Here is a 22,914-nt window from a genome sequence, read left to right on the forward strand (position 1 = left end):
TTTACTCTGGTGACCTGGCATAATCTAATTCTCTAATCTTGACTTGACGGCCGTCTTGCATTTCGAAATATTCTTCTATATAGTGCTGCTTGTCAACAATCCGTAATATCCGTGTGTTGGTTTTCTTTAATCCAGGAACCAGCTCAGTTTCCCATTCATATGTAAAAGTATTTTTTTCTTTATTAAAAGATCCGATTTGCATTTCAATATCGCTGCCAATGTGATTATTAACTGAAGTTGTAACAAACTTTGCTTTTGGATTATCGTAACCTTCGATTTGCAAGTTTTGATAATTGCCATCTTTCATTTTTCCGTTACCAACCGGAAGCGGTAACTTACCGCCTGTGATTTCAACGATATAAAAACGACCGTCATAGATGGGTTTCCTGCTGAGTGTACCTTTTATAAACGAGCGTTTTGGATCCATAAAATTCCACTTGCCTGCTAGCTGATCCAGAATCGCGTGGTTTTCACTAGGCCCAGAGTAATCAAGCATCCGCGTCATGATATCATTTTCGTTTTTGGTATTACCCTGTTTATTTGCATTGGAAGGTAATTGGGCGAAAGTCGTCGTTATTGAAAGTAGTAAAACAAAGATTACCACTATTTCAAATTTAGAAAAAATCCGTTCAAGAGATTGTAAGGTATTAGGTCTGGTCATAGTTAAATTTAATAATAGGTATGTTCACTTTATTATTTAAAACAGAGCTTTGACAAAGTAGATCAAGGAGTGTGAGCTACCACAAAAAGTCACGGATACATTTAACAAATTATAAAAATATGCGGTTAACAAAAATCGTATACCAAGTTAAGATTAATTGCTTAACATGTATTTTCCTTGTACAGTGGTTCAATGCTATATAGAAGTTTCCATAAGTTACTATATTAATTCTATCTAAATCAACGGCGTTTCTAAAAAACGGCACTTTTAAAATATCTTGTAATAGTCAAGTTGTACATCATTTCCCTCGGTCCAGCCATTTATTTCACTAACTACAAATTGGATATTTGAATTCCAGTTTATATTAAGGTAATACTAAATGCAAATTGCCATGGCAACAACGAAGTGGGAGGCGGATCCGCTGACAAGCGAAGTACTTTTTAATGTGTCATAATTTGTCTTTGAAGATCTGACCGGGTACTTGCGAAAATTTTATCTAGAGATTGCAACTGAGGATGATGATTTTACCAAGTTTTACGGCGTTTTATTCAACGCTGATCTCTCATGTCTGGACACTAATGATGAGCAAAGGGACAACTTGCTAAAGTCTCCAAGCTTCCTTAACGTTGAAAAATTCAGGTCGCTTAAATTTGTTGGTAAGAAATTCGGGAGTCTTAATAACAAAGGTCATTTGACAGGCAGTTTGACACTTAAAGATATAACCAAATCATTGGATATTACGATTGAATTTAACGGAAAAAACGGTTGCGCCGGATGGAGTAACAAAAATCGACTTTTCGTTATTTGGGGAAATAAGTCGCGAAGCATACGGCTTAAGTTGTGATTCTATTTCGCAATTAGCCGGTATTGTGTTAGGAGATAAGGTCAAATTCAATGCCGAGATCCAGTTGAATAAAATATTTTAAATTAATTCTCTCGTTCAGAGGTCAAAAACACTAATTTTTTATCCTGAGGTTAGCTAAGTTAGAGCGAAAGTCAAATTTACAAATGACTATTTTTGATTAAAAAAAAGACAAGCTCTTGCTGGTAGGGTTTGACTGATGCCCTGATGGCTGCTAGAAACGAAAAGGTTTACAATGATCACCTTTTGAACGAAACAATTGCCGGCTAAAGATTACAATTTGTATAGGTAAAACATCGACCGAACAGGTGTAAAAACAAGCGCTTCTGTTAAAAATGTATTGGAAGAGAAGCTTCAAACTATTTTAATATTGGTTGATATGGCAGCAATTGGAATCATTGGAGCTGGTAGGGTTGCGAAAGCCTTAGCCAGGAGGTTTACACACTGTGGTTTAACAGTACTTATTAGCAATAGCAGAGGCCCTCATTCTTTATACCGGCTTTCTGAGGATTTGGGGCGGTGCAGGCAGGCGACATTGGGCCAAACTTCCCGCCAGGAAAAGGGGCAGCAGCAGGCAAATCGTAAGATTCCTCACGAAGCAGAATATTTCAAAAGGAGAGATCAGGTGGCATCTTTTGAGCATGATTCCGGTGAGCACAACGGACGATATGAAATGCTGGATTCATTACTTGATCCAATTAAAGATGACGGTTCACTGCCCTTTGCGCTGCGAAGAAAGAAGAAAAGAAAGAACAAAAGTATCAGTAATCACCTTTAAACAACCGTAACATGGCTTCACAAACCGGAGAAAATCAGCAGGCGCTGCATAGGATTACGGACATGACAAGGCTCATCAGCATTCTGATTCTGGCGCTACATTTTTATTATTTTTTTTATGGTGTATTCGCTCACTGGAAATTGTCTTCCGTATTCAGCGACCGTATACTTTCCAATATTTACAGGACCGGTCTTTTCAACGGATTTAACAGGACTAAACTGATTGCGCTGGGCTTCCTTTTGATTTCTTTGATGGGAGCGAAGGGGAAAAAGGAGGAGAACCTTAGTGTCAAAAAAGGGTTCGTTGTTATCGCTGTCGGAACGTTTCTTTACTTTATAAGCCAGTTTTTGTTGGTAGTGATAGCGATCTGATTGTGATTTCAATGTCTTATATGCTGATCACTACCAGCGGATTTTGCCTGGTGCTGACGGGCGGAACACTGCTGTCGCGGGTGATTCATTTAAAGATGAACACCAAAGATATTTTTAATAAGGAAAACGAGACTTTTCCTCAGGAGCAGCGGCTGTTAGAGAACGAGTTTTCGATTAATCTTCCTGCCCGTTATCATTTAAAGGACAAAGTTCACAGTAGCTGGATTAACATTATTAATCCGTTTAGGGGCCTTCTAGTACTGGGATCGCCGGGTGCAGGGAAGAGTTATTTCGTTATCCGCCATGTGATCACCCAACACATCAAAAAGGGATTTTCTATGTTTGTGTACGACTTCAAATTCGATGATCTCACTGTTATTACCTACAACACCTGGCTGAATAATCAGGACGCCTACGAGATTGTACCTAAGTTTTATGTGATCAATTTTGATGATCTTGCGCGAACGCACCGCTGTAATCCGCTGGATCCAAAGAGCCTTCTGGATATTACAGATGCCGCCGAATCAGCCCGCACCATTCTAATGGGACTAAACCGGGAATGGATCAAAAGACAAGGCGATTTTTTCGTAGAATCACCCATCAACTTTCTTACAGCGATCATCTGGTTTTTACGGCGGTATCAAGACGGAGAGTACTGCACGCTGCCTCATGTGATTGAGCTCATGCAGGTTCCCTATGATAAACTTTTTACAATCCTTCGGGCAGAAAAAGTAGTTGGAAACCTGAACACAAATTTAGATTTGACTTCTCAATGGTCGTTAACAATTGAGAAGTCAAATCTAAAAGTATAGTTTACTAACGTCGTTTTTAGCTCATTTGGAGAGCAAACACATAAATATTTCGATAACAATTCGAGGTCTAAAGCAGCACCCTTTTCTATCTAGTAACTTTTGATCAATGAATTATTTCACGGTTACCAGTTATTTTGAACAACTGTACAATGCCTTAATTTTGATTATATTGGGCTTCCTGAAAGCGAAACCATCATGCCTTTTTGGGAGCAAAGTAATTTTCTCAACATTCCGTATACCGGATTTCTGATTCCATATACAAAGGATATTTCGATAACGATTAGTAAACAAAAGTGAACAATATTTCCTGATCTGGAACACAGTATAGCAACTGCAAATTATCTACAACTACACTAGGAAGAATATGTTGTCGGCGAAATGATGCTCCAACAACTCGGTTCGATTTTATAACCTGCACATTTTAAGGACATTAATCGGTTTGGCAAGTACAGTTTTAAGAGAATCCATAACTTCAAGACAACGACTTACGACCGCTAAGAAGAAAAATTAAACAATTTGTTCTTAGAGTAAGTTTTCTCAACGACCGTTTAACAAATTTGATTGCGGTGTCTATTTACTTTTAGCGTGGATAGGTAGTTACAGCCAAGCAAATCTTAGATCTTTTTTTGATTTATTTAGATTATAATTACATTTATAGATCAACGTTATTCACATAATAACTAATATAAGAACGATCATGAGAAGAATCCTTCTATTATTCGTAGGGATACTTGCAATTTCCTGCTCTTCAAACGAACCGGATGCTACCGATAATTTTCTCGGGACGTGGCAGACAGACGTGCAAAGATCAAATGACCGAGTTTATTTCGCTACTTATGAGATAAGTAGATCAACTGAGAAGTCACTGCACATTAATGTAAATGAACACTTTGAAAGCCTGGATGGAAAATTTGAAGACTATGTGGATAGTTATACATTTGACCAAATTACTTTGACTTCGTCCGATAGCTTTAGCTTTAATTCATTTCGCGAAGTTGGAAACGGGCAAATTGTTCGATATAGGGGTATTGGGACGTTGAAGTCAACAACTCTAACCTTAGATATGTTATTGAAATATGACGACCAAGATTTTGGCATTGATATGATCATCCCCCTAACAAAAAAGTGACATTGTACAGTCCCGAGTGTATAGGTATCAGAAAACGGTGGTATAAGTGTACTCTAGCACCTTTCCATTTTTCTTCCCTTTTGGTTCCTAAAATGCCCGATTTTGCTAAATTGAAATTTCATTATAGTGGTACACCAAAACAAATTACCGTATACTGCGAAGCGGCACGTTAAACTGTACTATTTGGAATGGTAATTGGATACATCAGGGTCTCGAAGACCAAGCAGAACCAGGATCTGCAATTTGATGCGCTTAAGAAGGCAGGTTGTAAGAAAACATATCATGAAAAGATATCCGGAGCTTCATTGCAAAGACCGGAATATATAAGGATGATTTCGGAGCTTCTAAAAGGGGATGTCATCGTTGTCTGGAGATTCATCAATGCTTAAAAAATAACACTTGCGTTTAGCCCTTCCAGATTTCTAATACTTGAATCCATATAAGTTTCTAATAAAGTTAAAAGATGATGAGTTTAAACACTTTTGGCATAAATTCAACACATAGCTATCATTTATTTATACCAAACAATGCCTGTATTCAGCGAATGGTGACACCGTTTGTTGGTCATGGAACGAAAAATGTCTTAGTTTTTGAAGTTTCTTTAAAGTAAAATAGTTATTTTAGTCAACTGGCTCTGGATATAACGAAAATGGGCCGGCTTAACCGGCCCATTTTCGTTATATAGATCAAATTTATTCAACTAGCCGGTCCAGATTCATAACCTTGTTCCACGCTTCTACGAAATCTTGTATAAAGTGTTCCTTCCCGTCTGATTCGGCATAAACTTCTGCTATGGCCCTGAGTTCGGCATGTGAACCAAATATCAGATCAGCGCGGGTCGCGGTCCAAATTACCTCATTGGTTATACGGTCATAACCCTCATAAACAAGTTTACTGTCACCCACAGGTTTCCATTGTACTGCCATATCAAGCAAATTAATAAAGAAATCATTTGTTAACTGCCCGGGTCTGGAAGTTAATACTCCATGTTTAACTCCGTTGTAATTGACATTCAGGGCACGCAACCCACCGACCAGCACCGTTAATTCAGCCGCAGATAAAGTCAATTGATGCGCTTTATCCACCAGAAGGTACTCGGAAGGAACATCCAAACCAGCACGTTGATAATTCCGGAAACCGTCAGCAACCGGTTCCAGGTAATGGAAAGATTCAATATCTGTTTGTTCTTGGGATGCATCGGTACGGCCTGCTCTAAAAGGGACTATTACAGATAATCCTGCATTATCTGCCGCTTGTTCAATTCCTGCTGCTCCGCCAAGAACAATGATGTCTGCAAGTGAAATCTTTTTATTATCAGCCTTTTGTGTACTGTTGAACTTGTTTTGGATGCCTTCAAGCACATTTGGAACATGAATTAACTGAGCCGGATTATTGACTTCCCAATCTTTTAGAGGGGCGAGCCGGATACGGGCACCATTAGCGCCACCTCGTTTATCGCCTCCACGAAAAGTAGATGCCGAAGCCCAGGCAGTAGATATTAATTGCGAAATAGTTAAACCAGAATTCAGAAGCTGTAATTTAAGGTCTGATATATCCTGATCATCAACCAATACATGATCGATCTTCGGTATAGGATCCTGCCATATAAATTCTTCGGTGGGAATATCTGTTCCCAGGTAGCGTTCGCGGGGTCCCATATCGCGATGGGTCAGCTTGAACCATGCACGTGCAAATGCTTTGGCGAATTGGTCAGGATTCTGGTAAAAGCGACGAGAAATTTTTTCGTATTCCAGGTCACTTCTCAGGGCCACATCCGTGGTTAACATACCAGGAGCATGTTTTTTATTTTGGTCGAATGCATCTGGGATGACATTCTCAGAATTTTTGGCCACCCATTGAAAAGCTCCTGCCGGACTTTTCGTCAATTCCCATTCATATTCAAAAAGGTGTTCAAAGAAATCATTGCTCCATTGGGTAGGCGTTTTGGTCCAGGTAACTTCTAGCCCGCTGGTAATAGCGTGCGGTCCCTTACCGGATTCAAAGCTATTGGACCAGCCCAAACCCTGAGATTCCATGCCTGCTGCTTCCGGCTCTTTGCCTACATGCTTAGCAGATGCAGCCCCATGTGCCTTACCGAAACTGTGTCCACCGGCAATCAGAGCTACCGTTTCTTCATCGTTTAGTGCCATTCGGGTAAATGTCTCACGAATGTCCTTTGCTGATGCAAGCGGGTCGGGATTACCGTCAGGACCTTCCGGATTAACATAAATAAGTCCCATTTGAACTGCGGCAAGTGGCTTTTGTAAGTCGCGTTCATGGATATGGCCGTCAGCATTGTCGTCAGCTACCAATACTCCATGCCCATTACTTACACCTTTGGAGCCGTGTTTGTAACGGACATCGCCACCAAGCCAGTTTTTTTCCGCACCCCAGTATACAGCTTCATCAGCCTCCCATACATCCTGGCGCCCGCCAGCAAAACCAATTGTCTTAAGGCCCATAGATTCAAGGGCAATAGTGCCAGCGAGTATTATCAGGTCAGCCCATGAGATTTTACGGCCATATTTTTGTTTAATGGGCCAAAGCAATCGGCGGGCCTTATCCAGACTTACATTATCTGGCCAGCTATTCAAAGGTGCAAAGCGTTGCTGACCCTGTGCTGCACCGCCGCGGCCATCCGTAATACGGTAAGTGCCTGCACTGTGCCATGCCATTCGAACAAAGAGACCTCCATAATGTCCAAAATCCGCAGGCCACCAATCTTGTGAATCTGTCATTAACTCATGCAGATCTTTTTTAACTGCTTCCAGATCAAGCGTCTTAAAAGCCTGTGAATAAATAAAATTTTCATCTCTTGGGTTTGATCCCGGATGATTTTGCCGTAGAATATTAAGTTTTAATTGATCAGGCCACCAATCTTTGTTTTTCGTACCACTGGAAGCAGTGGGTACACTTTGCTTTAGTGCTTCATGTGGGAACGGGCATTTACCGGTATCAGCTGAGTTGCCCACGGACGCGCTGCTTTCTTTTGGATATGTTTCTCCGTGTGGAAAAGGGCATTTGCCCATGTCAGTTAAATTGCTTTCCATTGTTATTTTATTTGATCAGAAAATAAATAGTGTTCATTTTGGAATGAAAATTCCTGGTTCCAGAATCTCTTTGTTCTGGTAGATGGAGGGCATTAACTAGCTAAAAACTACCTGTTTCAGCTGATTTATTCAATCAGCTGAACAATATGTAGTTCGCACCAGGAGTCCGTTTCATTCCCCTGGCAGCGAACCAATTGGAATAAATTAATGACCGATGTTTATCAGCAGGGTACTTACAGAATCCGGTTTAGACAGAAAAGGTGAGTGGCCGGTATTTAGTTGAAATATATTTTTAATACCAGCCGCACTAATCATGCGACCTTGTAACGACGGCGATATAACATGGTCCTGAAGTGTTTTAATGTAAATTTTATTAACAGAACCAAAATTTCCACTGGTCAACACAACTTTGTTGGTAAATGGAATAGCCGGTTCGGCCCGATAGTTTTTCAAAACCAGATTTTTTATAGCATCGGTGCCATCCTGAATAAAGATATTGGTAATGTTATCACGCAGTACGTCAAGTGTTAACTGATCTGTTGAGGGTCTGAGTGACGGACCTAAAAGTGCATCGGCATCTGTATTTGCCAGATCAAGTAGCGATTGACCGCTGGAAGGAAGATAAGCACCGATGTAAACCAGTTCTTGAATTTTGGCTGGTACTTTTTCAGCAACAGCGGAAATGACCATACCGCCAAGGCTATGGCCGACAAGAATCACTTTGCCATCAATTTTGTTTAGCGTTTCAATTACCTTGTCTCTATATACGTCAATGCTGAGGTGTTGTGGCGCAGTCTGATCATTACCATGGCCAGGCAGCTCAACTACCAAGGCATGATGTCCATTTTTTTCCAGGGAAGCTTTTACATTATCCCATACATAAGGGGCCTGCCAGGCGCCATGTACCAAAACATATGTTACTGATTTGCCTGGCTGCTTACTGTCATCATCATTTGAGCAAGCGAAAAGGACTACTGTAAATGAAATTAAAAACAGTAGTGACATTATTGTTGTTTTCATCTTTATTATTTTGTTTAATTGTAAAAACTGATCCGGATTAACAATGATAATCTGAATCCGGAATAAGCACTTCGATTTTTTGATATTAATAGAAACTGAGTTGGGTGTACCGTCATTTTTGTAATCTGACATATCGATTATAAATCAACAGTCTTCCCGATTGCAGGTAGATGAAGTTGAATACCGGATTGTCTGAATTTGTCAATACTTTGTTGTTTGTCAATCCGGATAAAGCCGAAAGTGTCGTAATGAACGCCGAGGACCTTGTCTACTTTTATCATTTTAGCAGCTTCAACAGCATCATCCGTTCCCATGGTCAGGTTGTCGCCTATTGGCAGAATAGCGAAATCAAGGTTAGCCCATTTAGGAATCAGCGTCATATCCAGGTTGAGTGCAGTATCCCCACTGTAATAAAAATTGCCATCTTCGGTTTTAATTACAAATCCTGCAGCGACGCCCGCATAAGTTCCGTCCTGAAAACTGCTTGAATGGTTGGCTGACACAGATTTTACTGTTCCAAAATCGAAACTGAACTGCCCGCCAGGATTGATCGGATGCACATTTTTTAAACCGGCTTTGGTAAAATGCTCGTAAAGCTCCCAGACACCAAGGACTTTGGCCCCAGTTCGGTTGGCTATGGTAACAACATCGAGCGTATGATCAAAATGTCCGTGTGATACTAAAATGTAATCGGCATTAATACTTTCTACATTAATATCTTTGGCAAGCTCATTACCTGTTATGAAGGGGTCGAACAGAAGGATTTTGCCACCTGCATTTACAGAAAAGCAAGAATGGCCATAATAAGTTAGCTTCATTTTATTATGATGTTTTATTAGAATATCATGTCCAAATACTTAATTAAAATACCGGTTGGTATATAATTAATCATATCAACCGGTAAATCTGTTTCAGGAGGGGTACTTATCTTGCAGGAATCTCGTCAAGAAAAAGATTTACCTGGATAACGAAGTTTTCATGAAACTGGAATTGTGAACCGTGGGACGAATCCGGATAGAGGATGAGACGGGCATCCGGCAGTTGCTGCTGTAACGTATAGCTATTAATGGTCGGAAAGATTACATCTCTTTTTCCATTAACGATAAGTACCGGATGATTAATCTCTTTCAGGTAGTCGGAAGAACCGGCGCGGACTTTGCCCCATTCTGAGATTGCAGCTAGCTGTGATGGAACCACTTTGTCACTCAGGGAGCCGTCGTGTTCCTTGGTACGTGAACGTGTCCTTTCCAAGTATGCCCAGCCGGCCGACTGACTCGTTTCTGTCGGTGCGAAGAAAGTATCCAACAATAATTCATCAGGCTGATTGTAAGGTTTATCAAACAGAGCCCAAACTTCCGGACTAAAAGTTTCTAAACCTTCACCACCTCTCGGGCCAGAGCCGACAAGTATTACACGGTTTACCAGCTCAGGCTTGTCTAAAACGACTTGCTGAGCAACAAAACTACCCATAGAAAATCCAAGGATATCGATCCGGGTAAGGCCAAGAGTTTCGATGAAATCTTCTGCATCTCTGGCAATCTCGGCAATGGTATGCGGTGGTTCTCCTTCGGAACCTGCGATTCCGCGGTTGTTAAAGATGATGATCTCACGCTGCTGGGATAATGGGTCTAGTACGGCTGGATCCCAGTTATCAAGCGTACCGGTAAAATATTGGAAAAGTACCAGGGGAAGTTTTCCTGCCTTTCCAAATCGGCGATAAGCGAATTTAGTACCATTAACGTCTGCAAAAGAGGTTGGTACGGTCAATGTGGTGTATGAACTCATGATTTCAATGTTTTTGGATTTTAGCTTTTTAAATGGAAACCTTTAGACCCCGGTCATAAATTGCTTAATCTGGCTTAAAAACAATTCGGGATACTGAAAATGCGGTGCATGATTGGCATCAGGAAAAATGATCAATGAGGCATTCGGCAGGTTTTCTTTTAGCGTAACTGCATTTATTGCCGGACAGATAATGTCCTGATCACCATGGATGATAAGCGTGGGCTGTCTGATGCCTTTCAGGTAATCAAAACTATGCTCTTGTAATTTCCCCCAGGCAAAAATGGCAGAAAGCTGAGCCGGTACGACCTGGTCAGTTAATGCCGGCTCCTTGTCCGGTCTTGAACGGATTCTGGTCAGGTATGCCCAGCCGGCTTTCTGGCTTTTTGCGGTCGGGGTGAAAAATGTATCCAACAGAAGTTCATCCGGGTGTGGATATTGCTTTTTAAAAAGCGACCATACATGCGTTGAGTAATCTGCCATTCTTTCTCCTCCTCTTGGGCCGGTACCAATCAAAATCAGCTTTCTTATCAGCTCCGGACGGTCAATGGTAAGTTGCTGGGCAACCATACCACCAATTGAAAAACCGAAAAGATCAATCTTATGCAGGCCAAGCGTATCAATAAATGCTGCTGCATCTTTAGCCATGGCAGCGATGGTGTCAGGAGTTTTTCCTTCAGAGGATGCGACGCCTCTGTTGTCAAAGATGATCACCTCACGGTTAAGAGCCAGACTGTCAATAATGGCAGGGTCCCAGTTGTCCATGGTGCCTGTCAGATAATTAGTGAATACCATCGGGATTCCCACCTTCTTACCATATCTCCGGTAAGCGAATTTAACCCCATCCACCAAAACATAACTGGTCGGAACGGTCTTTGCCATTATTTTGGAAGGCACCGAAGCTATCAGGTTACTTTTCGGAAGTAATGCCAGCCCGGCAGTAGCAATAGTGCCCAGTTTTAAAAATTCATTCCTTTTCATATAATTATTTTAATTAATCGCAAGAAGGCTGATCACACCCATATGCGGATTTAAATCGTTCACTTTGTTTTTGCGTTATCCGGATTTTTGTCATGACCTTAACGACAATACAAACCTAAATGAACGATCGTTCATTTCCAAACAGAATGCGAAAATTTGGAGAAAATTAAAATAAAATGAACGAATGTTCATAAATATTTGTGATAGATCAAATTGATAATAACTTTGCAGAAAAAGAATGAATTATGAGTAAGGCAGAGAAATCCCGTCAGTATATCATTGAAAAGACAGCGCCATTATTTAATACAAAAGGAGTTGCAGGCACTGCCGTAAGCGATATTATGCAGGCCACCCAAATGGCGAAAGGAAGCTTGTACGTGCATTTTGAAAATAAGGAAGAGTTAACTTACTGTGCCGTAGACTGGAACCTTCAGCAGTTTATAGATAGAGTATCAGCAGAAACCGAAAAGTTCAATAGCCCAAAGGCAAAATTTTTTGGAATGCTGGATTATTTGGGTGACCCACTAAACCCGCCAGTACAGGGTGGATGTCCTATGATGAATTTCGGGATGGAATCAGATGATACAAGCCCGGTGATCAGGAATAAGGTATACGAAACGATCTGCATTGTTCAACAATATATGATCGATATTTTGGAAGAAGGGGTTAAAACCGGAGCCTTCAACGCTGATTGGAATTATAAAGAATTTGCTATAAAGGCCTATGCAATGGTCGAGGGGGGTATTCTTGTGGCGCGTGTATCCCAGAATATCACGCAAATGCAAGTGCTGATCAACCTTTTGAAAAGAGAGCTTACCGAGCAAACACGGGAAATTTAAAAAAGAAGACTTTTAGATGATTCGATATGAACAAGCATCCGTTAAGGGAATTTAAAGAAACGCCCGGTGCAAGCCTGGAAGGGTTGCAGTCGCTTCTTGCAGAAGATGTCGTTTTCTCGAGCCCGATATTTACCAGAGAAGTTGTTGGCAAAGAGATGGTATCTAAAGTAATGCTAACCTCTACAACAGTACGTGACGGAAAATTCACACATGAGTTTAAGCAAGGTAATGAAACCGTATTGATCTGGGAAGGCTTTATTGACGGCCATAAACTCGTTAGTTTTGAGTTAATTGTCGATGACGAAGAAGGCAAGATTAAATACCGGTCGGTGGCGTTTAAACCTTATCCGGTAATTACGCTCTTTCGATCAGCCATGTATGAGCTTTTGAAGGATATGATACCAGAAGATATGTGGGAGCTTCAAAAGAACAATCTGGGTAATATCGTAACTAATAATTAATTAGAGTACTAATGACCGGAATTTGCTTCCGGCCATCTGTACCTGTTAAGGTTATTTTTTCTAATTGATTTCTTCAAAATTAGAACGGTGCTTTTGAATAAATTCCCGGATACCCATTGGCTCCCTGCCTGTAATATCTTTTACAGCGGTGTTCGTTCCGGCAAATAATCCGTTTCTGCAATCCTGTGCAACACTGGATACATGCTGTATGAAGTGCGGATGGTATCCTTGTTTTTTTGCTTCAGTTTGATAGGTTTCGATACTGATAGGCTCATAAGTGATCTTTCTTCCCAATTCCTCGCTGAGGATGTCTGCCAGATCAAACACATTATATTCGGTTGGGCCAAAAAGCGGATATATCTTGCCTTCGTGACCATCCGGATTTATCAGCAGTTCTGCGATGACCCTACCTTGATCTTCGGCTGCAATAGGGGCATAACGCCCTTCACCAAATGGAAGTACAACCTGATCTTGTTTTTTTATTGTATCGCTGTAAATCAGCCATTCCGCAAAAAAGGTTGGACGGATATGCGTTACTTTTATTCCTGAAATATCCAGAAGACGTTCGGCGAGCCAATGTTCCCTGGCACCGTTACTCTTCGCATCACGACGGGCTGAGATTTGTGACATATTGACAATATTACGTACACCTTCTTCCCGGGCAGCCTGTATCAGGTAAGTTGTTCCGGCCAGGATACCCGGTGTCAGGATCGGGTAAACGAAATACACCCCTGTAATCCCCTTCAAAGCTTTGCTTACTTCATAAAAATCGTTCAGATCGCCTTGAACAATTTCAACGCCCATTTCAGCCAGCTTTTCAGAACGCTGATCAACTTTATGGACCAAACCTCTTACGTGTACACCTTTTTCCAGCAGTAATGGGATAACATAACTTGCAGTGTAGCCTGTTGCACCTGTCACCAGGAATTTCTCTTTTGTGTTCATGATTATTTTATACCGATTGGTATATTTTAGTTAAAAATATTTAATATCCAAGCTTTTGACAGCCTTAATTCATAGTGTATTTTCAGTGTAGTTTTGGGTGAGTCCGGCTTCTGCTTTTAAAATGGCAGAGAGATGTAACAGCGCTTACATGAAGCCAGCACCCGATATGTCGAGGGAAACCAAGACAGGATTTATCAGGTTATTATTGTCATCATCATTTATTATGTAGACCCCTGCGTTTGGTGCTAAGAACGATTCCATCAAATACCTTATGGTCTTCTATAATCTGCATAGGTGATGTACCTCATAATATTTCCGGCCAGTAATCATGGCGATTTATTAATCCGTTTTTGTCAAAATAAAATACCTGGCGTTTGCTGTGCGTAACAAAACCCATCGGGATATAGGACTTCCAGTCAATTGAAGGTTTCGCGGCTTTATCTTTCCCGAAAGCACGGGTAAAAGTGGTATGCGCAATTACCGCATATGCATTTTAATTACCAATGCTTAACTGCCTAAAAAATTATTCATAACTGCCAAAGCATCCGAAGGCGATGAAAGATGCAGTTTGTAAAGATCGGCGGTCTGGCCTACATGTATCTCGAAATTGTCATCAATAAATGCATTCATGAGATCCTGGGCAACTACTTGCGGATGAATTCCATGCTCACCACCTATTTCCTTTGAAAACTCAGTATTGACCAGCGGTGGCATAAGTTCAAACACGCTGATACCAGAATTGGCCAGAGAAAGTCGTAAAGTTTGTGTGTAAGAATGAAGCGCAGCTTTACTCGCAGAATAGGTAGATAAAATTTTCCCAGGAACAAATGCACCTACTGATGATACATTTACAATGGCTGCTTCTTGTTGATTACCGAGTAGAGGCAACAGTTTTTCAGTAAGCCGAATAACTGCAAGATAGTTGGTGTTGATCTCTTCAAACGCCTTTTGATGAGCATCAATTCCTGGGACCGTCATGTCGTATGCATAGGCCATCCCTGCATTATTTATCAGCACATTTAGCTTTGGAAATGTTGAGGCCAGATATTCTGCCAGCTGTTCGATGTCTTTTTCATCCGTAACATCCATTGTGACCGTTGTCACATTTTGTAACTGAGACGCGGCTTCAAGCAGTTTTTTATCTGTCCTGCCGGTTAGGATTACATGATTGTTTTCAGAAAATTCTTTTGCAATTTCAAAACCTATCCCGGAACCTCCGCCGGTGATCAGGATTGTGTTACCATTAGTTTTCATAAGTTTTATTTATTAAGTACATGTTTATTATTCAAAAGACTAAATATACCAAACGGTATATTTTCATTTAATATTTTTAATGCCATATGCGGATAGTCGTTTTATTTACTCAGATCACTGTTTCTTAATTTATTCTGGAATTTTTCGATTGTGCCATTTTTATCTGCCAGGATTTCATCCATGATCCCAGGGTTACCGGTGCTGTTATATTTTGCTCCCCAAATGTTGTATTCGATTATTAGCGGTACGAGGTCAATGGCTTTTTCTGTCATGGAATACACCGTTCTTGACTTTTTATGAGCCGAAGTTTTACCCATAATAAAACCACAGTTTTGAAGCATTTCGAGACGGTCTGCCAGTATATTAGTCGCTATTTTTTCGTCTGATTTAAGAAATTCATTGTAGCTTGACTTATCATACAACATGATATCTCTTAATATTAGTAGTGTCCACTTATCTCCTATAAAATCCAATGTAAAACTGATAGGGCAGTCTGAACGCTGTTTAATTACTTTCATAATACAAAGGAATAAAATTAACTTGTATTATGCAAGTTAATTTTATTCCTTCATTAAATTTAAGACGTATAAGATAGCTTGTTGACTATATTATAATAGCATTACAGGTATTTAAGCAACCTGGCAGAATAGGAGCTTTTATATCTACCATACCACCTACATGCAGAATAGATAGCCTGTGGCATCAGTAAACAAATCCCACAAACTTTTACGCAGTATTGTTTTTTTGAATAATTCAAGATGGCTTCAGTGTCATTGTTTTAGAATGTGGCAATTCAGTTGCAGTTTATTATAAAAAAGGTCCCTTTAAGTAAGCTATTTTTAAGGTGGTAGATTATACCCTAATTTTATAGTATAATTGTATAAATAAATACCAAATTATGCCCTTAACCTAACTTTCTGCTTTTTGCTATGATTTATGCCTATATCCGCGTTTCTACAGACAAACAGACGGTCGTCAACCAACGCTATGAAATTCTGAAATACGCAGCCGGTAAAAAGATCCATGTGGACGAATGGATTGAAGAAACGGTTAGTGGCACCAAGCGCTCGGAAGATCGTAAGCTGGGGAGCGTTTTAACCGGTTTAAAGAAAAATGACATATTAATTGTCAGTGAGCTTTCCCGCTTAGGCAGAAACCTGATGGAGGTCATGAGCATCCTGCATATTTGCATGCAGAAAGAAAGCAAGGTATATGCCATTAAAGAAGGATATGAACTGGGCAATAATATTTCCTCCAAAGTGCTGGCCTTTGCTTTTTCTCTTTCTGCCGAGATCGAGCGCAGCCTGATATCGCAGCGCACCAAGGAGGCAATGGCCAGGATGAAAAGTGAAGGGCTGTCTGTGGGCCGTCCGGCTGGTGCGCTATCCAAGCAAACTAAACTGACTGGTAAAGATGATACGATCCGGGAATTATTAGGTAAGAAAGTCGCTGTTTCTACAATCGGCAGGATTTTAGGCGTTAACCGCTTAACAGTAGAAAACTATATTAAAAGCAGGAAGCTCAGAGAAGATTAACAAATACCGCGAATTCCTGAATTCGTTTTGGCTAAATTCGGGAATTGGTTTTAACCATTACAGTTGCGAGAAAGTGTTTCATTAAAAAGTTTTCAGGGCTTCTAAGCAAAGACCGGAATATATGAAAATGGTTGGCGAGTTAAGAAAAGGAGATATTATTGTGGTTTGGAGAGTTGACCGGTTTGGAAGGACAACCTATGAGCTGATCAAATTAATGGTGGAGTGGAAAGAACTGGGAGTGGAGTTCTTGAGTATTTCTGGAGTGATTGATACCTCTACAAAAATGGTTCGGCTTTGGTATATGCTTAGCTTAGTCTTTGCTGAAAATTAAAGAGAGATCTTGATGAAGCGGCCCGTGGCCGGCATGGAAGCTGCGCGAGCAAGGGGTAAGGTAGGAGGTAGACCGAAAGGGTTAACCAAAAAATCAAAGGAGCTTGCTGGCCTGGCTGCAACTCTCTATTTAAGCAAAGAATATACAACCAATCAGATTTGTGAGCAGTTGAAGGTTGGAACCAAGGCAACGCTTTACAATTATTTAGACATGAGGGTATAAACATCAAAGAGAGGGTAACTGTAAAAAAATCAAAAAATTATAGCTTTGTATTTATGATCGGTAAATGACAAAATTTTTAACAAAATCACTTACATTAGAACCCCTTTGAGAAGACTGGGTGACACAGCCTAGTACGGGTCAGCATCAATAAATACCCAGCCTTACAAAATGATAATAATCTTTTGGTAACTGACTTCAAACATTCATCATCGGTATATTTGTTGTTTCTTGAATGGACTTCCATCTTTCGTCAATACTTAAATGTTTCCGAATTGCTGACTTCAGTTCTTCCAATTTTTTATCATCTTTGATTCGTTCCCTTCAAGGATATTGTATAAATTTTAATCCTTAAACTTATTGGTTAGAATGATTGGACAATTGCCATATCTGTGTTCGAATATCTAAATGTATTATAGCCAAACTTAGTCTTCACATGTTACATATTATAAATAGCGGAGGCCAACCTAACCTCATTGTATTCATCCATGGTTTTACTGGAGGGTTAACTACATGGTTTAGAGAGGATGAAGCCAATACTATTTTAACTTATCTAACAGGTGATGAGAGTATTGGAAAGAATTACGATATTGCCACTTTTGACTACTTTACGAAGGTTTCTGATGTCTTGCAAAAACCACTGAATGCAATTAATTCACTTTTGGGGACAGCAGGAAAAGGAAAGTTCAATATAAACATTGAGAGTATTGGCCAACTGCTGAAATCAGAATTAGATAATCAGCTAATCCATTATGAGCGCATCGTCTTTATTGCTCACAGTATGGGTGGGCTTGTTGCAAAATCATTCATTTTAGATGAGATTATAGAAAATGGGATGACTTCTGTAAAATTATTCATTTCACTGGCCGTACCTCATAGAGGGGCCGAAATGGCAACTTTCGGAAAGCTATTTTTGGAAAATCCTCAGATTCAAAATTTAACTCCATTGAATCAAAAGCTCAATGGAATGCATGATCAATGGATTGAATATAAAGACACGCTTCCAAGGACAGTGTATGTTCATGCAATATATGATAATATTATAGGGCCAATTTCAGCGATAGCAATAGATGGTAGGACAAAGGACGATTATGAAGTTGTGCGAACGGAGGATGACCATACCAGTGTAGTCCGCCCAAACGCTAATGACACGGCCTTAATGAACGCTATTCGAAGGAACCTCACCTTGCTTTTATCACAAGATAATGATAGGAAAAGTAATAGCCAGAACTACAAAAGTTTGTTAAGTAATCATCCGTTTGCCAATTATATTACAGAAATACCCCAAATCGGTACTCTGTTGGGCAGAGATGAAGAATTAAAAGTGCTGAAAGAACAGTTATTTATTCACCAGAGGCCAGTGCTACTAAATGGTCTGGGTGGAATAGGGAAAACCAGTCTGGCACGTACCTTTGTAAATCAAAATCAGCACGATTTTCAGCATATTGTATGGATTAATTGTATTAATAAAAATATCCGGGATGCCTTTATAGATACAATTTATATAGACCAGCAATTTGATACATTAAAGAATAGCAAAGAAACAATTGAAAAGAAATTTGAAGCAATAATTTCAGCGTTTCATCGGGTGGATGGAGCAGGATTGATGGTAATAGATAATGTGGAGCAGGACGTCGAAAATATAAAAAAATTGTTGCCACAGCATCCAAGGTGGCAAATTATTCTTACTTCTCGTCTTTCCCTTTCTTTTAAAAGCATTGAGATCGATCGACTTTCTGATGAAAATGCCGCGGCATTATTTAACGATTACTATGGAAAACCTGTTCCAGACACAGAATCTGAAAATCTCAATATTCTGTTAAGAGAAATTGATTTTCATACTCTTACTATTGAACTCATTGCAAAAACGATGGCGACGAGCGATAGTAATCTCAGGTTTGAGGAAGTAATTGCAAAGCTGCAAAGCAGGCAGTTAGATGATAGACGAATGAAAGAAATAATTAACGTAAGCCATTGGGACCTTAAAGATGCCACGATGTACGAACATTTGCTGACAACTTTCGCCATAGCAAATCTGACTGATTATCAAATATGGGTTTTACAAGTGTTTTCAGTACTTCCACCCCAACCGATTTCCGTAAATAACCTCGTTAATTGGCTTAGAATGGATGATGATATGTCATTTATGAAGGCATTAAAAGAATTAAAGACAAAAGGTTGGTTGAAGCGAGTGGAGGACAAGGAGGGAAACGCTTTATATAGTATACACAGGATGGTTCAGGATACGGTTCATTACCAGTGTGAAATTGATTTTACTGCGGTATCGAGTCTAATTGAGACATTTACAGAGCTTCTGCATATTAATGTTAAAACAGATTTCACCAAGTTTTTTTATCTGCTGCCCTATGCAGACGCTCTTCAAAATAATTTGCCAGTTCATTTTCAGGATATGAAGGTCGGAAATTTTTACAATAATTTAGGGACATACTACCGACGTTTCGGAGACGCACGGAAGGCGGAACGGTTAATTATAAGATCAATTACTATATTTCAGGTTCACGATTCTGGCCCAAAGGCGAGTATTGCAAAATCTAACTTGTCATTGATTTATAGAGACCTGGGTGAATACGATAAAGCTGTAATAGTCGGTGAAGAGGCATTAGAGCAAGGTAAGCAGCATTTTGAAGAGATGGATCCAAGATTAACACAATTTAAATCTAACTTAGCTATTGTTTATCAAGATTCAGGTGAACTTCTCATGGCGAAAAATCTTTTACAGGAAGCCTTAACAGCAGACATCGCTGAGTACGGTCAAAATCACGCGGGGATATCTCGACGCTTATCCAATTTGGCGGGTATACAAGAAATGCTTGGCGAATTTGGAATAAGTCGGGAATTGATGGAAAGAGCGCTAGAAATTGATATGCTTCACCTGGACAAGGATCATCCCGCTATCGCAATTCGTCAACATAACCTTGCTGTAATTTATCATCGCTTAGGCGATTATATTCGTGCTCGTTCTCATTCTGAAACATCAATAGCAACCGCTATTCGTTATTATGGTAAAAATCATAGTATGGTTGCTCAACGTCAGATGCTTCTGGCACAGATTCTTGGATCTAATGGAGATAAAGAAGGAGCAATTCAGTTGCTGAATCAATCTCTTGAAATTTTCAAAGGAAACCTTCCTGAAAATCATCCACATACAATTAACTGTCAGTCTTTACTTGATTTCTATGTCGATCTATTATAGCTCAAGAATAGGAAATATTTACTGTTTAAAATGTTATTTTCCTGAAATCAAATTTCTTAGTAATAGTCATGAAAATTAATTATTACTAGAATAAATCGAATTATGTATAATTATTAGAGCCTTACTGCACTTTCATTATTTAAGGAATATTAATTTATCAGCCCATACTTTAAAAAATAATGATCACGCAAGGAAACAGACAAAGCGGGCGACAACTGCTGATAAAGAATCGCGTGGTAAGTGATGCTGAACAAATTCCTTTTTACAATAATAAGTTAGCAGATAGCTGGATACAGAAGTTAATACATGAAAATGCGAGTATTCTTCCCATTGCTGGTATTGGATCAGGCTTTGCACCCGCAATTTCCAACGGTAGGGAAGTAAGTACGAACGCCGGTTTTATCGACAACCTATTAATTTTACCCGAGGTTTATATTACTATTGTTGAAACAAAACTTTGGCGCAATCCCCAAGCAAGAAGGGAAGTAGTAGGACAAATTCTTGATTATGCCAGTTTGTCCTTTTAAGTCTGCATTTTACCTATTTGATTTTTTTCTTTCCCCTTCATATGAAAATAAAATTTACTTTTCTATTTACTTTTCTTGCGGTCATCATCTGTTATGCAGCACATAGCCAAAGCAAACGAAACACGCCTTACCCGATCTTATTTGTACATGGGTGGACAGGCTCGGATCAAACCTGGTACAATGAGCTGCTCACTTTAAAATCACAAAATTTAAATGTTGATATTGATTACATCCGGCAGGGAGCTGGTGCTGGCAGCCTAATAGAGTTTATGTTGAATGCAGACTATAACAACAATACTTCGATAATTGAGCGGGCCAATACAGGCCCCAGGTACGGTGATGTATTGGACAAAGTTTCTTATGTGAATCCTGATAATGACGTTTTCGTAATAAATTTTGATGTGGATGCCGTCGGTTTCCAAAGCAATCAGGCTGCAGTGGCCAAACAGGGATTTGCGGTAGGTTTAGCAATCAAAAAAATATTAAGTGCAACAGGAGCTGAAAAAGTTGTATTGTTCGGTCATAGTATGGGTGGTTTGGCAATCCGTGAATATCTTCAAAATCCTATCAACTGGCGCATGAATGACAGCCAGCATCATGTGGCCAAACTGATTACCTCGGGGACCCCCCATTTTGGTAGCAATGCTTCGTTGTTGAATTTACGAAAAGCTTTTACTGGGGCAGATGAATTTTCAGAAGCAGTAAGAGATTTGAGGGATTATAGTACAAGTATTTATTTAAAAGGTGGTTATGAGTCCGCGGTATCAAATTCCTATGGTAATAAAGATGTTGACTGTAATGGTATGATTAATTACATTATTGGATTAAATCAAAAAGATAATTATACAGGCCTTCACTTCGCTTGTATTATAGGCATTGGTGGACAAAGCTTATTGGGTATTTTGGGGACAGACGACGATGACGTTGTAAGCGCTTACAGTGCCAACTTATTTAATATTCAATATGCCACCCCGTTAAAAGGGGAAATTTTTTATGCGGATGCCTCAAAGAATCAAACCCTTGATTTGGTGTGGCATACCAAATTGCCAGAAGAAGTTTTTCAGAACCAATATGCACTGGATGAGCCTTCCGAGCTGGAATTAGCTTATGACATTCAGCCTGATAGAAGTTATAGGGGTTTTTTAACTCCCCATTTGAGCAGTACTGACCTGGATTACGATCGGTACAAAATTACGCTTCCTCAAAGAGGCATATTAAGTTTTAATTCTAATCTTGGTAAGGATGGAGGAGTGCAGCTCATAGATGGGCAAGGGTATATGATCCAGAACTTAGCCAGTGTACCGACTACAAAAATCAAAGATTCGGGTGTATATTATATTGGAATAAATGGTTCCACGGGTGCATCAACTGGCTATTCTTTACATTTTGTCCCTTACAAATTTTCTACTTCGTTTTGCACATTGCCGGAACTTCCGGTTCTGGCAAGCCAGGGGACTAGTCAGGTCTGTGATGGTGAGTCGGTAGCGCTAAAAATTAATAATGTGGGCTATGATTCCTATAACTGGTATTATAACGATAAACTGGTAGGATCCGGACCATCCTTTACAGCAGATAAGGCAGGGACTTATTATGTGGAAGGAAAAAAATGCGGGATAGCGGAAAAATCAATTAACACGTTTAAATTGGATGTGAAAGCCAGGCCTTCTAAGCCTGAAATATTGGTACTTAAAGGCGGTTTGTCGTCCAGTTCTCAAACCGGTAACCAATGGTTCCACGACGGAATGCCATTACCTGGTGAAACTAGTCAAGTTTTAAACATGGTAGGAGCAGGTGCGTATACAGTAAAAGTTACGCAAAACGATTGTAGTACTGAATCAGATGTATTTACCATTACAGGACTTGAAGATGACCGTATCCAAAACGAAACTATCGTTTTCCCTAATCCTTCTGATGGCAATTTTCAAATTACCAGTCCTCTGACAGGACCTTTGCTTTTTACGGTAACTGATATCAATGGAAAAGAAATAAGTAGCATGAAACGAAACCTAGGTGGAAAGCCGATTCTCCTAAATTTAGGTAGACAACCCGGATTATATCTTTTGAAAGTAAATTCTGGCAAAATTGAGTTTTATAAAAAAATCGTTGTAGAATAGGGGAACGTACTAATATCTTTTTTTTAGTT

22 protein-coding genes and 1 pseudogene are annotated in these 22,914 nt (G+C 39.8%); 14 read left to right on the forward strand and 9 right to left on the reverse strand.

Features of this window, described 5'->3' with window-relative positions; genetic code table 11:
- Position 1 precedes the first annotated feature (1 nt).
- Positions 2–604 carry a DUF1579 family protein gene (locus tag IEE83_RS08255; RefSeq protein WP_194120127.1) on the reverse strand — a complete coding sequence of 201 codons (603 nt, stop codon included), beginning with the start codon at positions 602–604 and terminating at the stop codon, positions 2–4.
- A 526-nt stretch (positions 605–1,130) separates the two neighbouring features.
- On the opposite strand from IEE83_RS08255, the gene IEE83_RS33545 reads away from it, so the two are divergent.
- The 6 genes from IEE83_RS33545 (at position 1,131) to IEE83_RS33550 (ending at position 5,002) form a co-directional block, all read left to right on the forward strand.
- Positions 1,131–1,505 carry a YceI family protein gene (locus IEE83_RS33545; protein WP_369009352.1) on the forward strand — a complete coding sequence of 125 codons (375 nt, stop codon included), beginning with the start codon at positions 1,131–1,133 and terminating at the stop codon, positions 1,503–1,505.
- Positions 1,506–1,902: 397 nt separating this feature from the next.
- Positions 1,903–2,301, forward strand: coding sequence for an NAD(P)-binding domain-containing protein (locus tag IEE83_RS08265; protein WP_194120129.1), 399 nt, complete (start codon positions 1,903–1,905; stop codon positions 2,299–2,301).
- 11 nt (positions 2,302–2,312) lie between these two features.
- Positions 2,313–2,672, forward strand: a complete 360-nt coding sequence (locus tag IEE83_RS32880) for a YWFCY domain-containing protein (protein ID WP_228101725.1) — start codon at positions 2,313–2,315, stop codon at positions 2,670–2,672.
- A 20-nt stretch (positions 2,673–2,692) separates the two neighbouring features.
- Entirely contained in the window at positions 2,693–3,484 is a 792-nt protein-coding gene (locus IEE83_RS08270; protein WP_228101726.1) for a type IV secretory system conjugative DNA transfer family protein, read from the forward strand.
- Positions 3,485–4,181: 697 nt separating this feature from the next.
- Complete coding sequence (locus tag IEE83_RS08275; protein ID WP_194120130.1) at positions 4,182–4,613, forward strand: hypothetical protein; 432 nt, start codon at positions 4,182–4,184, stop codon at positions 4,611–4,613.
- A 188-nt stretch (positions 4,614–4,801) separates the two neighbouring features.
- Positions 4,802–5,002: a recombinase family protein gene (locus IEE83_RS33550; protein ID WP_194120131.1), complete on the forward strand. Its 201-nt coding sequence runs from the start codon at positions 4,802–4,804 to the stop codon at positions 5,000–5,002.
- A 303-nt stretch (positions 5,003–5,305) separates the two neighbouring features.
- On the opposite strand, the gene katG is transcribed toward IEE83_RS33550, so the two are convergent.
- From katG to IEE83_RS08305, 5 genes are all read right to left on the reverse strand, one after another.
- Positions 5,306–7,663 carry a catalase/peroxidase HPI gene (gene katG, locus IEE83_RS08285; RefSeq protein WP_228101727.1) on the reverse strand — a complete coding sequence of 786 codons (2,358 nt, stop codon included), beginning with the start codon at positions 7,661–7,663 and terminating at the stop codon, positions 5,306–5,308.
- Between the two features lie 204 nt (positions 7,664–7,867).
- Positions 7,868–8,683, reverse strand: coding sequence for an alpha/beta fold hydrolase (locus IEE83_RS08290; protein WP_194120132.1), 816 nt, complete (start codon positions 8,681–8,683; stop codon positions 7,868–7,870).
- A 137-nt stretch (positions 8,684–8,820) separates the two neighbouring features.
- The gene (locus IEE83_RS08295; protein ID WP_194120133.1) at positions 8,821–9,501 is read right to left on the reverse strand and encodes a metal-dependent hydrolase; all 681 of its coding nucleotides are present in this window, start codon (positions 9,499–9,501) and stop codon (positions 8,821–8,823) included.
- A 106-nt stretch (positions 9,502–9,607) separates the two neighbouring features.
- Positions 9,608–10,468 carry an alpha/beta fold hydrolase gene (locus tag IEE83_RS08300; protein WP_194120134.1) on the reverse strand — a complete coding sequence of 287 codons (861 nt, stop codon included), beginning with the start codon at positions 10,466–10,468 and terminating at the stop codon, positions 9,608–9,610.
- A gap of 42 nt (positions 10,469–10,510) precedes the next feature.
- A complete protein-coding gene (locus tag IEE83_RS08305; RefSeq protein ID WP_228101728.1) occupies positions 10,511–11,446 on the reverse strand; it encodes an alpha/beta fold hydrolase in 936 nt (311 codons plus the stop codon).
- A 245-nt stretch (positions 11,447–11,691) separates the two neighbouring features.
- Here IEE83_RS08305 and IEE83_RS08310 point away from each other — a divergent pair, with 245 nt between their 5' ends.
- Together IEE83_RS08310 and IEE83_RS08315 are read left to right on the forward strand one after the other, a co-directional pair.
- On the forward strand, positions 11,692–12,285 hold the full coding sequence (locus IEE83_RS08310) for a TetR/AcrR family transcriptional regulator (RefSeq protein ID WP_194120135.1): 594 nt from the start codon (positions 11,692–11,694) through the stop codon (positions 12,283–12,285).
- Between the two features lie 26 nt (positions 12,286–12,311).
- Entirely contained in the window at positions 12,312–12,746 is a 435-nt protein-coding gene (locus IEE83_RS08315) for a hypothetical protein (RefSeq protein WP_194120136.1), read from the forward strand.
- A 60-nt stretch (positions 12,747–12,806) separates the two neighbouring features.
- On the opposite strand, the gene IEE83_RS08320 is transcribed toward IEE83_RS08315, so the two are convergent.
- The 3 genes from IEE83_RS08320 to IEE83_RS08330 all read right to left on the reverse strand — a co-directional run bounded on the left by IEE83_RS08320 (position 12,807) and on the right by IEE83_RS08330 (position 15,463).
- A complete protein-coding gene (locus IEE83_RS08320; RefSeq protein WP_194120137.1) occupies positions 12,807–13,691 on the reverse strand; it encodes an NmrA family NAD(P)-binding protein in 885 nt (294 codons plus the stop codon).
- Positions 13,692–14,198: 507 nt separating this feature from the next.
- Entirely contained in the window at positions 14,199–14,945 is a 747-nt protein-coding gene (locus IEE83_RS08325) for an SDR family oxidoreductase (RefSeq protein ID WP_194120138.1), read from the reverse strand.
- 101 nt (positions 14,946–15,046) lie between these two features.
- Positions 15,047–15,463, reverse strand: coding sequence for a winged helix-turn-helix transcriptional regulator (locus IEE83_RS08330; protein ID WP_194120139.1), 417 nt, complete (start codon positions 15,461–15,463; stop codon positions 15,047–15,049).
- Between the two features lie 411 nt (positions 15,464–15,874).
- Here IEE83_RS08330 and IEE83_RS08335 point away from each other — a divergent pair, with 411 nt between their 5' ends.
- The 6 genes and pseudogenes from IEE83_RS08335 to IEE83_RS08360 all read left to right on the forward strand — a co-directional run bounded on the left by IEE83_RS08335 (position 15,875) and on the right by IEE83_RS08360 (position 22,885).
- Complete coding sequence (locus tag IEE83_RS08335) at positions 15,875–16,480, forward strand: master DNA invertase Mpi family serine-type recombinase (protein WP_194120140.1); 606 nt, start codon at positions 15,875–15,877, stop codon at positions 16,478–16,480.
- Between the two features lie 112 nt (positions 16,481–16,592).
- Positions 16,593–16,811 (forward strand): annotated as a pseudogene (locus IEE83_RS08340) (recombinase family protein); the annotation flags it as partial.
- A 12-nt stretch (positions 16,812–16,823) separates the two neighbouring features.
- A complete protein-coding gene (locus tag IEE83_RS08345) occupies positions 16,824–17,033 on the forward strand; it encodes a recombinase family protein (protein WP_194120142.1) in 210 nt (69 codons plus the stop codon).
- A 433-nt stretch (positions 17,034–17,466) separates the two neighbouring features.
- Entirely contained in the window at positions 17,467–20,244 is a 2,778-nt protein-coding gene (locus IEE83_RS08350) for a tetratricopeptide repeat protein (RefSeq protein ID WP_194120143.1), read from the forward strand.
- A 179-nt stretch (positions 20,245–20,423) separates the two neighbouring features.
- A complete protein-coding gene (locus tag IEE83_RS08355) occupies positions 20,424–20,771 on the forward strand; it encodes a hypothetical protein (RefSeq protein ID WP_194120144.1) in 348 nt (115 codons plus the stop codon).
- Between the two features lie 41 nt (positions 20,772–20,812).
- Entirely contained in the window at positions 20,813–22,885 is a 2,073-nt protein-coding gene (locus IEE83_RS08360) for an alpha/beta fold hydrolase (protein ID WP_194120145.1), read from the forward strand.
- The last annotated feature ends 29 nt before the right edge of the window (positions 22,886–22,914 follow it).

Source organism: Dyadobacter subterraneus, assembly GCF_015221875.1.
GTDB classification, from domain to species: domain Bacteria; phylum Bacteroidota; class Bacteroidia; order Cytophagales; family Spirosomataceae; genus Dyadobacter; species Dyadobacter subterraneus.

Bases quoted from the DNA above. Each gene is read 5' to 3' on its own strand.
- IEE83_RS08350 (WP_194120143.1), top strand. From the start codon at position 17,467: ATGTTACATATTATAAATAGCGGAGGCCAACCTAACCTCATTGTATTC.
- IEE83_RS08330 (WP_194120139.1), bottom strand. From the start codon at position 15,463: ATGAAAGTAATTAAACAGCGTTCAGACTGCCCTATCAGTTTTACATTG.
- IEE83_RS08290 (WP_194120132.1), bottom strand. From the start codon at position 8,683: ATGAAAACAACAATAATGTCACTACTGTTTTTAATTTCATTTACAGTA.
- IEE83_RS08335 (WP_194120140.1), top strand. From the start codon at position 15,875: ATGATTTATGCCTATATCCGCGTTTCTACAGACAAACAGACGGTCGTC.
- IEE83_RS08360 (WP_194120145.1), top strand. From the start codon at position 20,813: ATGAAAATAAAATTTACTTTTCTATTTACTTTTCTTGCGGTCATCATC.
- IEE83_RS08275 (WP_194120130.1), top strand. From the start codon at position 4,182: ATGAGAAGAATCCTTCTATTATTCGTAGGGATACTTGCAATTTCCTGC.
- IEE83_RS08300 (WP_194120134.1), bottom strand. From the start codon at position 10,468: ATGAGTTCATACACCACATTGACCGTACCAACCTCTTTTGCAGACGTT.
- IEE83_RS08270 (WP_228101726.1), top strand. From the start codon at position 2,693: ATGCTGATCACTACCAGCGGATTTTGCCTGGTGCTGACGGGCGGAACA.
- IEE83_RS08325 (WP_194120138.1), bottom strand. From the start codon at position 14,945: ATGAAAACTAATGGTAACACAATCCTGATCACCGGCGGAGGTTCCGGG.
- IEE83_RS08315 (WP_194120136.1), top strand. From the start codon at position 12,312: ATGAACAAGCATCCGTTAAGGGAATTTAAAGAAACGCCCGGTGCAAGC.
- IEE83_RS08305 (WP_228101728.1), bottom strand. From the start codon at position 11,446: ATGAAAAGGAATGAATTTTTAAAACTGGGCACTATTGCTACTGCCGGG.
- katG (WP_228101727.1), bottom strand. From the start codon at position 7,663: ATGGAAAGCAATTTAACTGACATGGGCAAATGCCCTTTTCCACACGGA.
- IEE83_RS08265 (WP_194120129.1), top strand. From the start codon at position 1,903: ATGGCAGCAATTGGAATCATTGGAGCTGGTAGGGTTGCGAAAGCCTTA.
- IEE83_RS32880 (WP_228101725.1), top strand. From the start codon at position 2,313: ATGGCTTCACAAACCGGAGAAAATCAGCAGGCGCTGCATAGGATTACG.
- IEE83_RS33550 (WP_194120131.1), top strand. From the start codon at position 4,802: ATGGTAATTGGATACATCAGGGTCTCGAAGACCAAGCAGAACCAGGAT.
- IEE83_RS08345 (WP_194120142.1), top strand. From the start codon at position 16,824: ATGAAGCGGCCCGTGGCCGGCATGGAAGCTGCGCGAGCAAGGGGTAAG.
- IEE83_RS08310 (WP_194120135.1), top strand. From the start codon at position 11,692: ATGAGTAAGGCAGAGAAATCCCGTCAGTATATCATTGAAAAGACAGCG.
- IEE83_RS08295 (WP_194120133.1), bottom strand. From the start codon at position 9,501: ATGAAGCTAACTTATTATGGCCATTCTTGCTTTTCTGTAAATGCAGGT.
- IEE83_RS08320 (WP_194120137.1), bottom strand. From the start codon at position 13,691: ATGAACACAAAAGAGAAATTCCTGGTGACAGGTGCAACAGGCTACACT.
- IEE83_RS08355 (WP_194120144.1), top strand. From the start codon at position 20,424: ATGATCACGCAAGGAAACAGACAAAGCGGGCGACAACTGCTGATAAAG.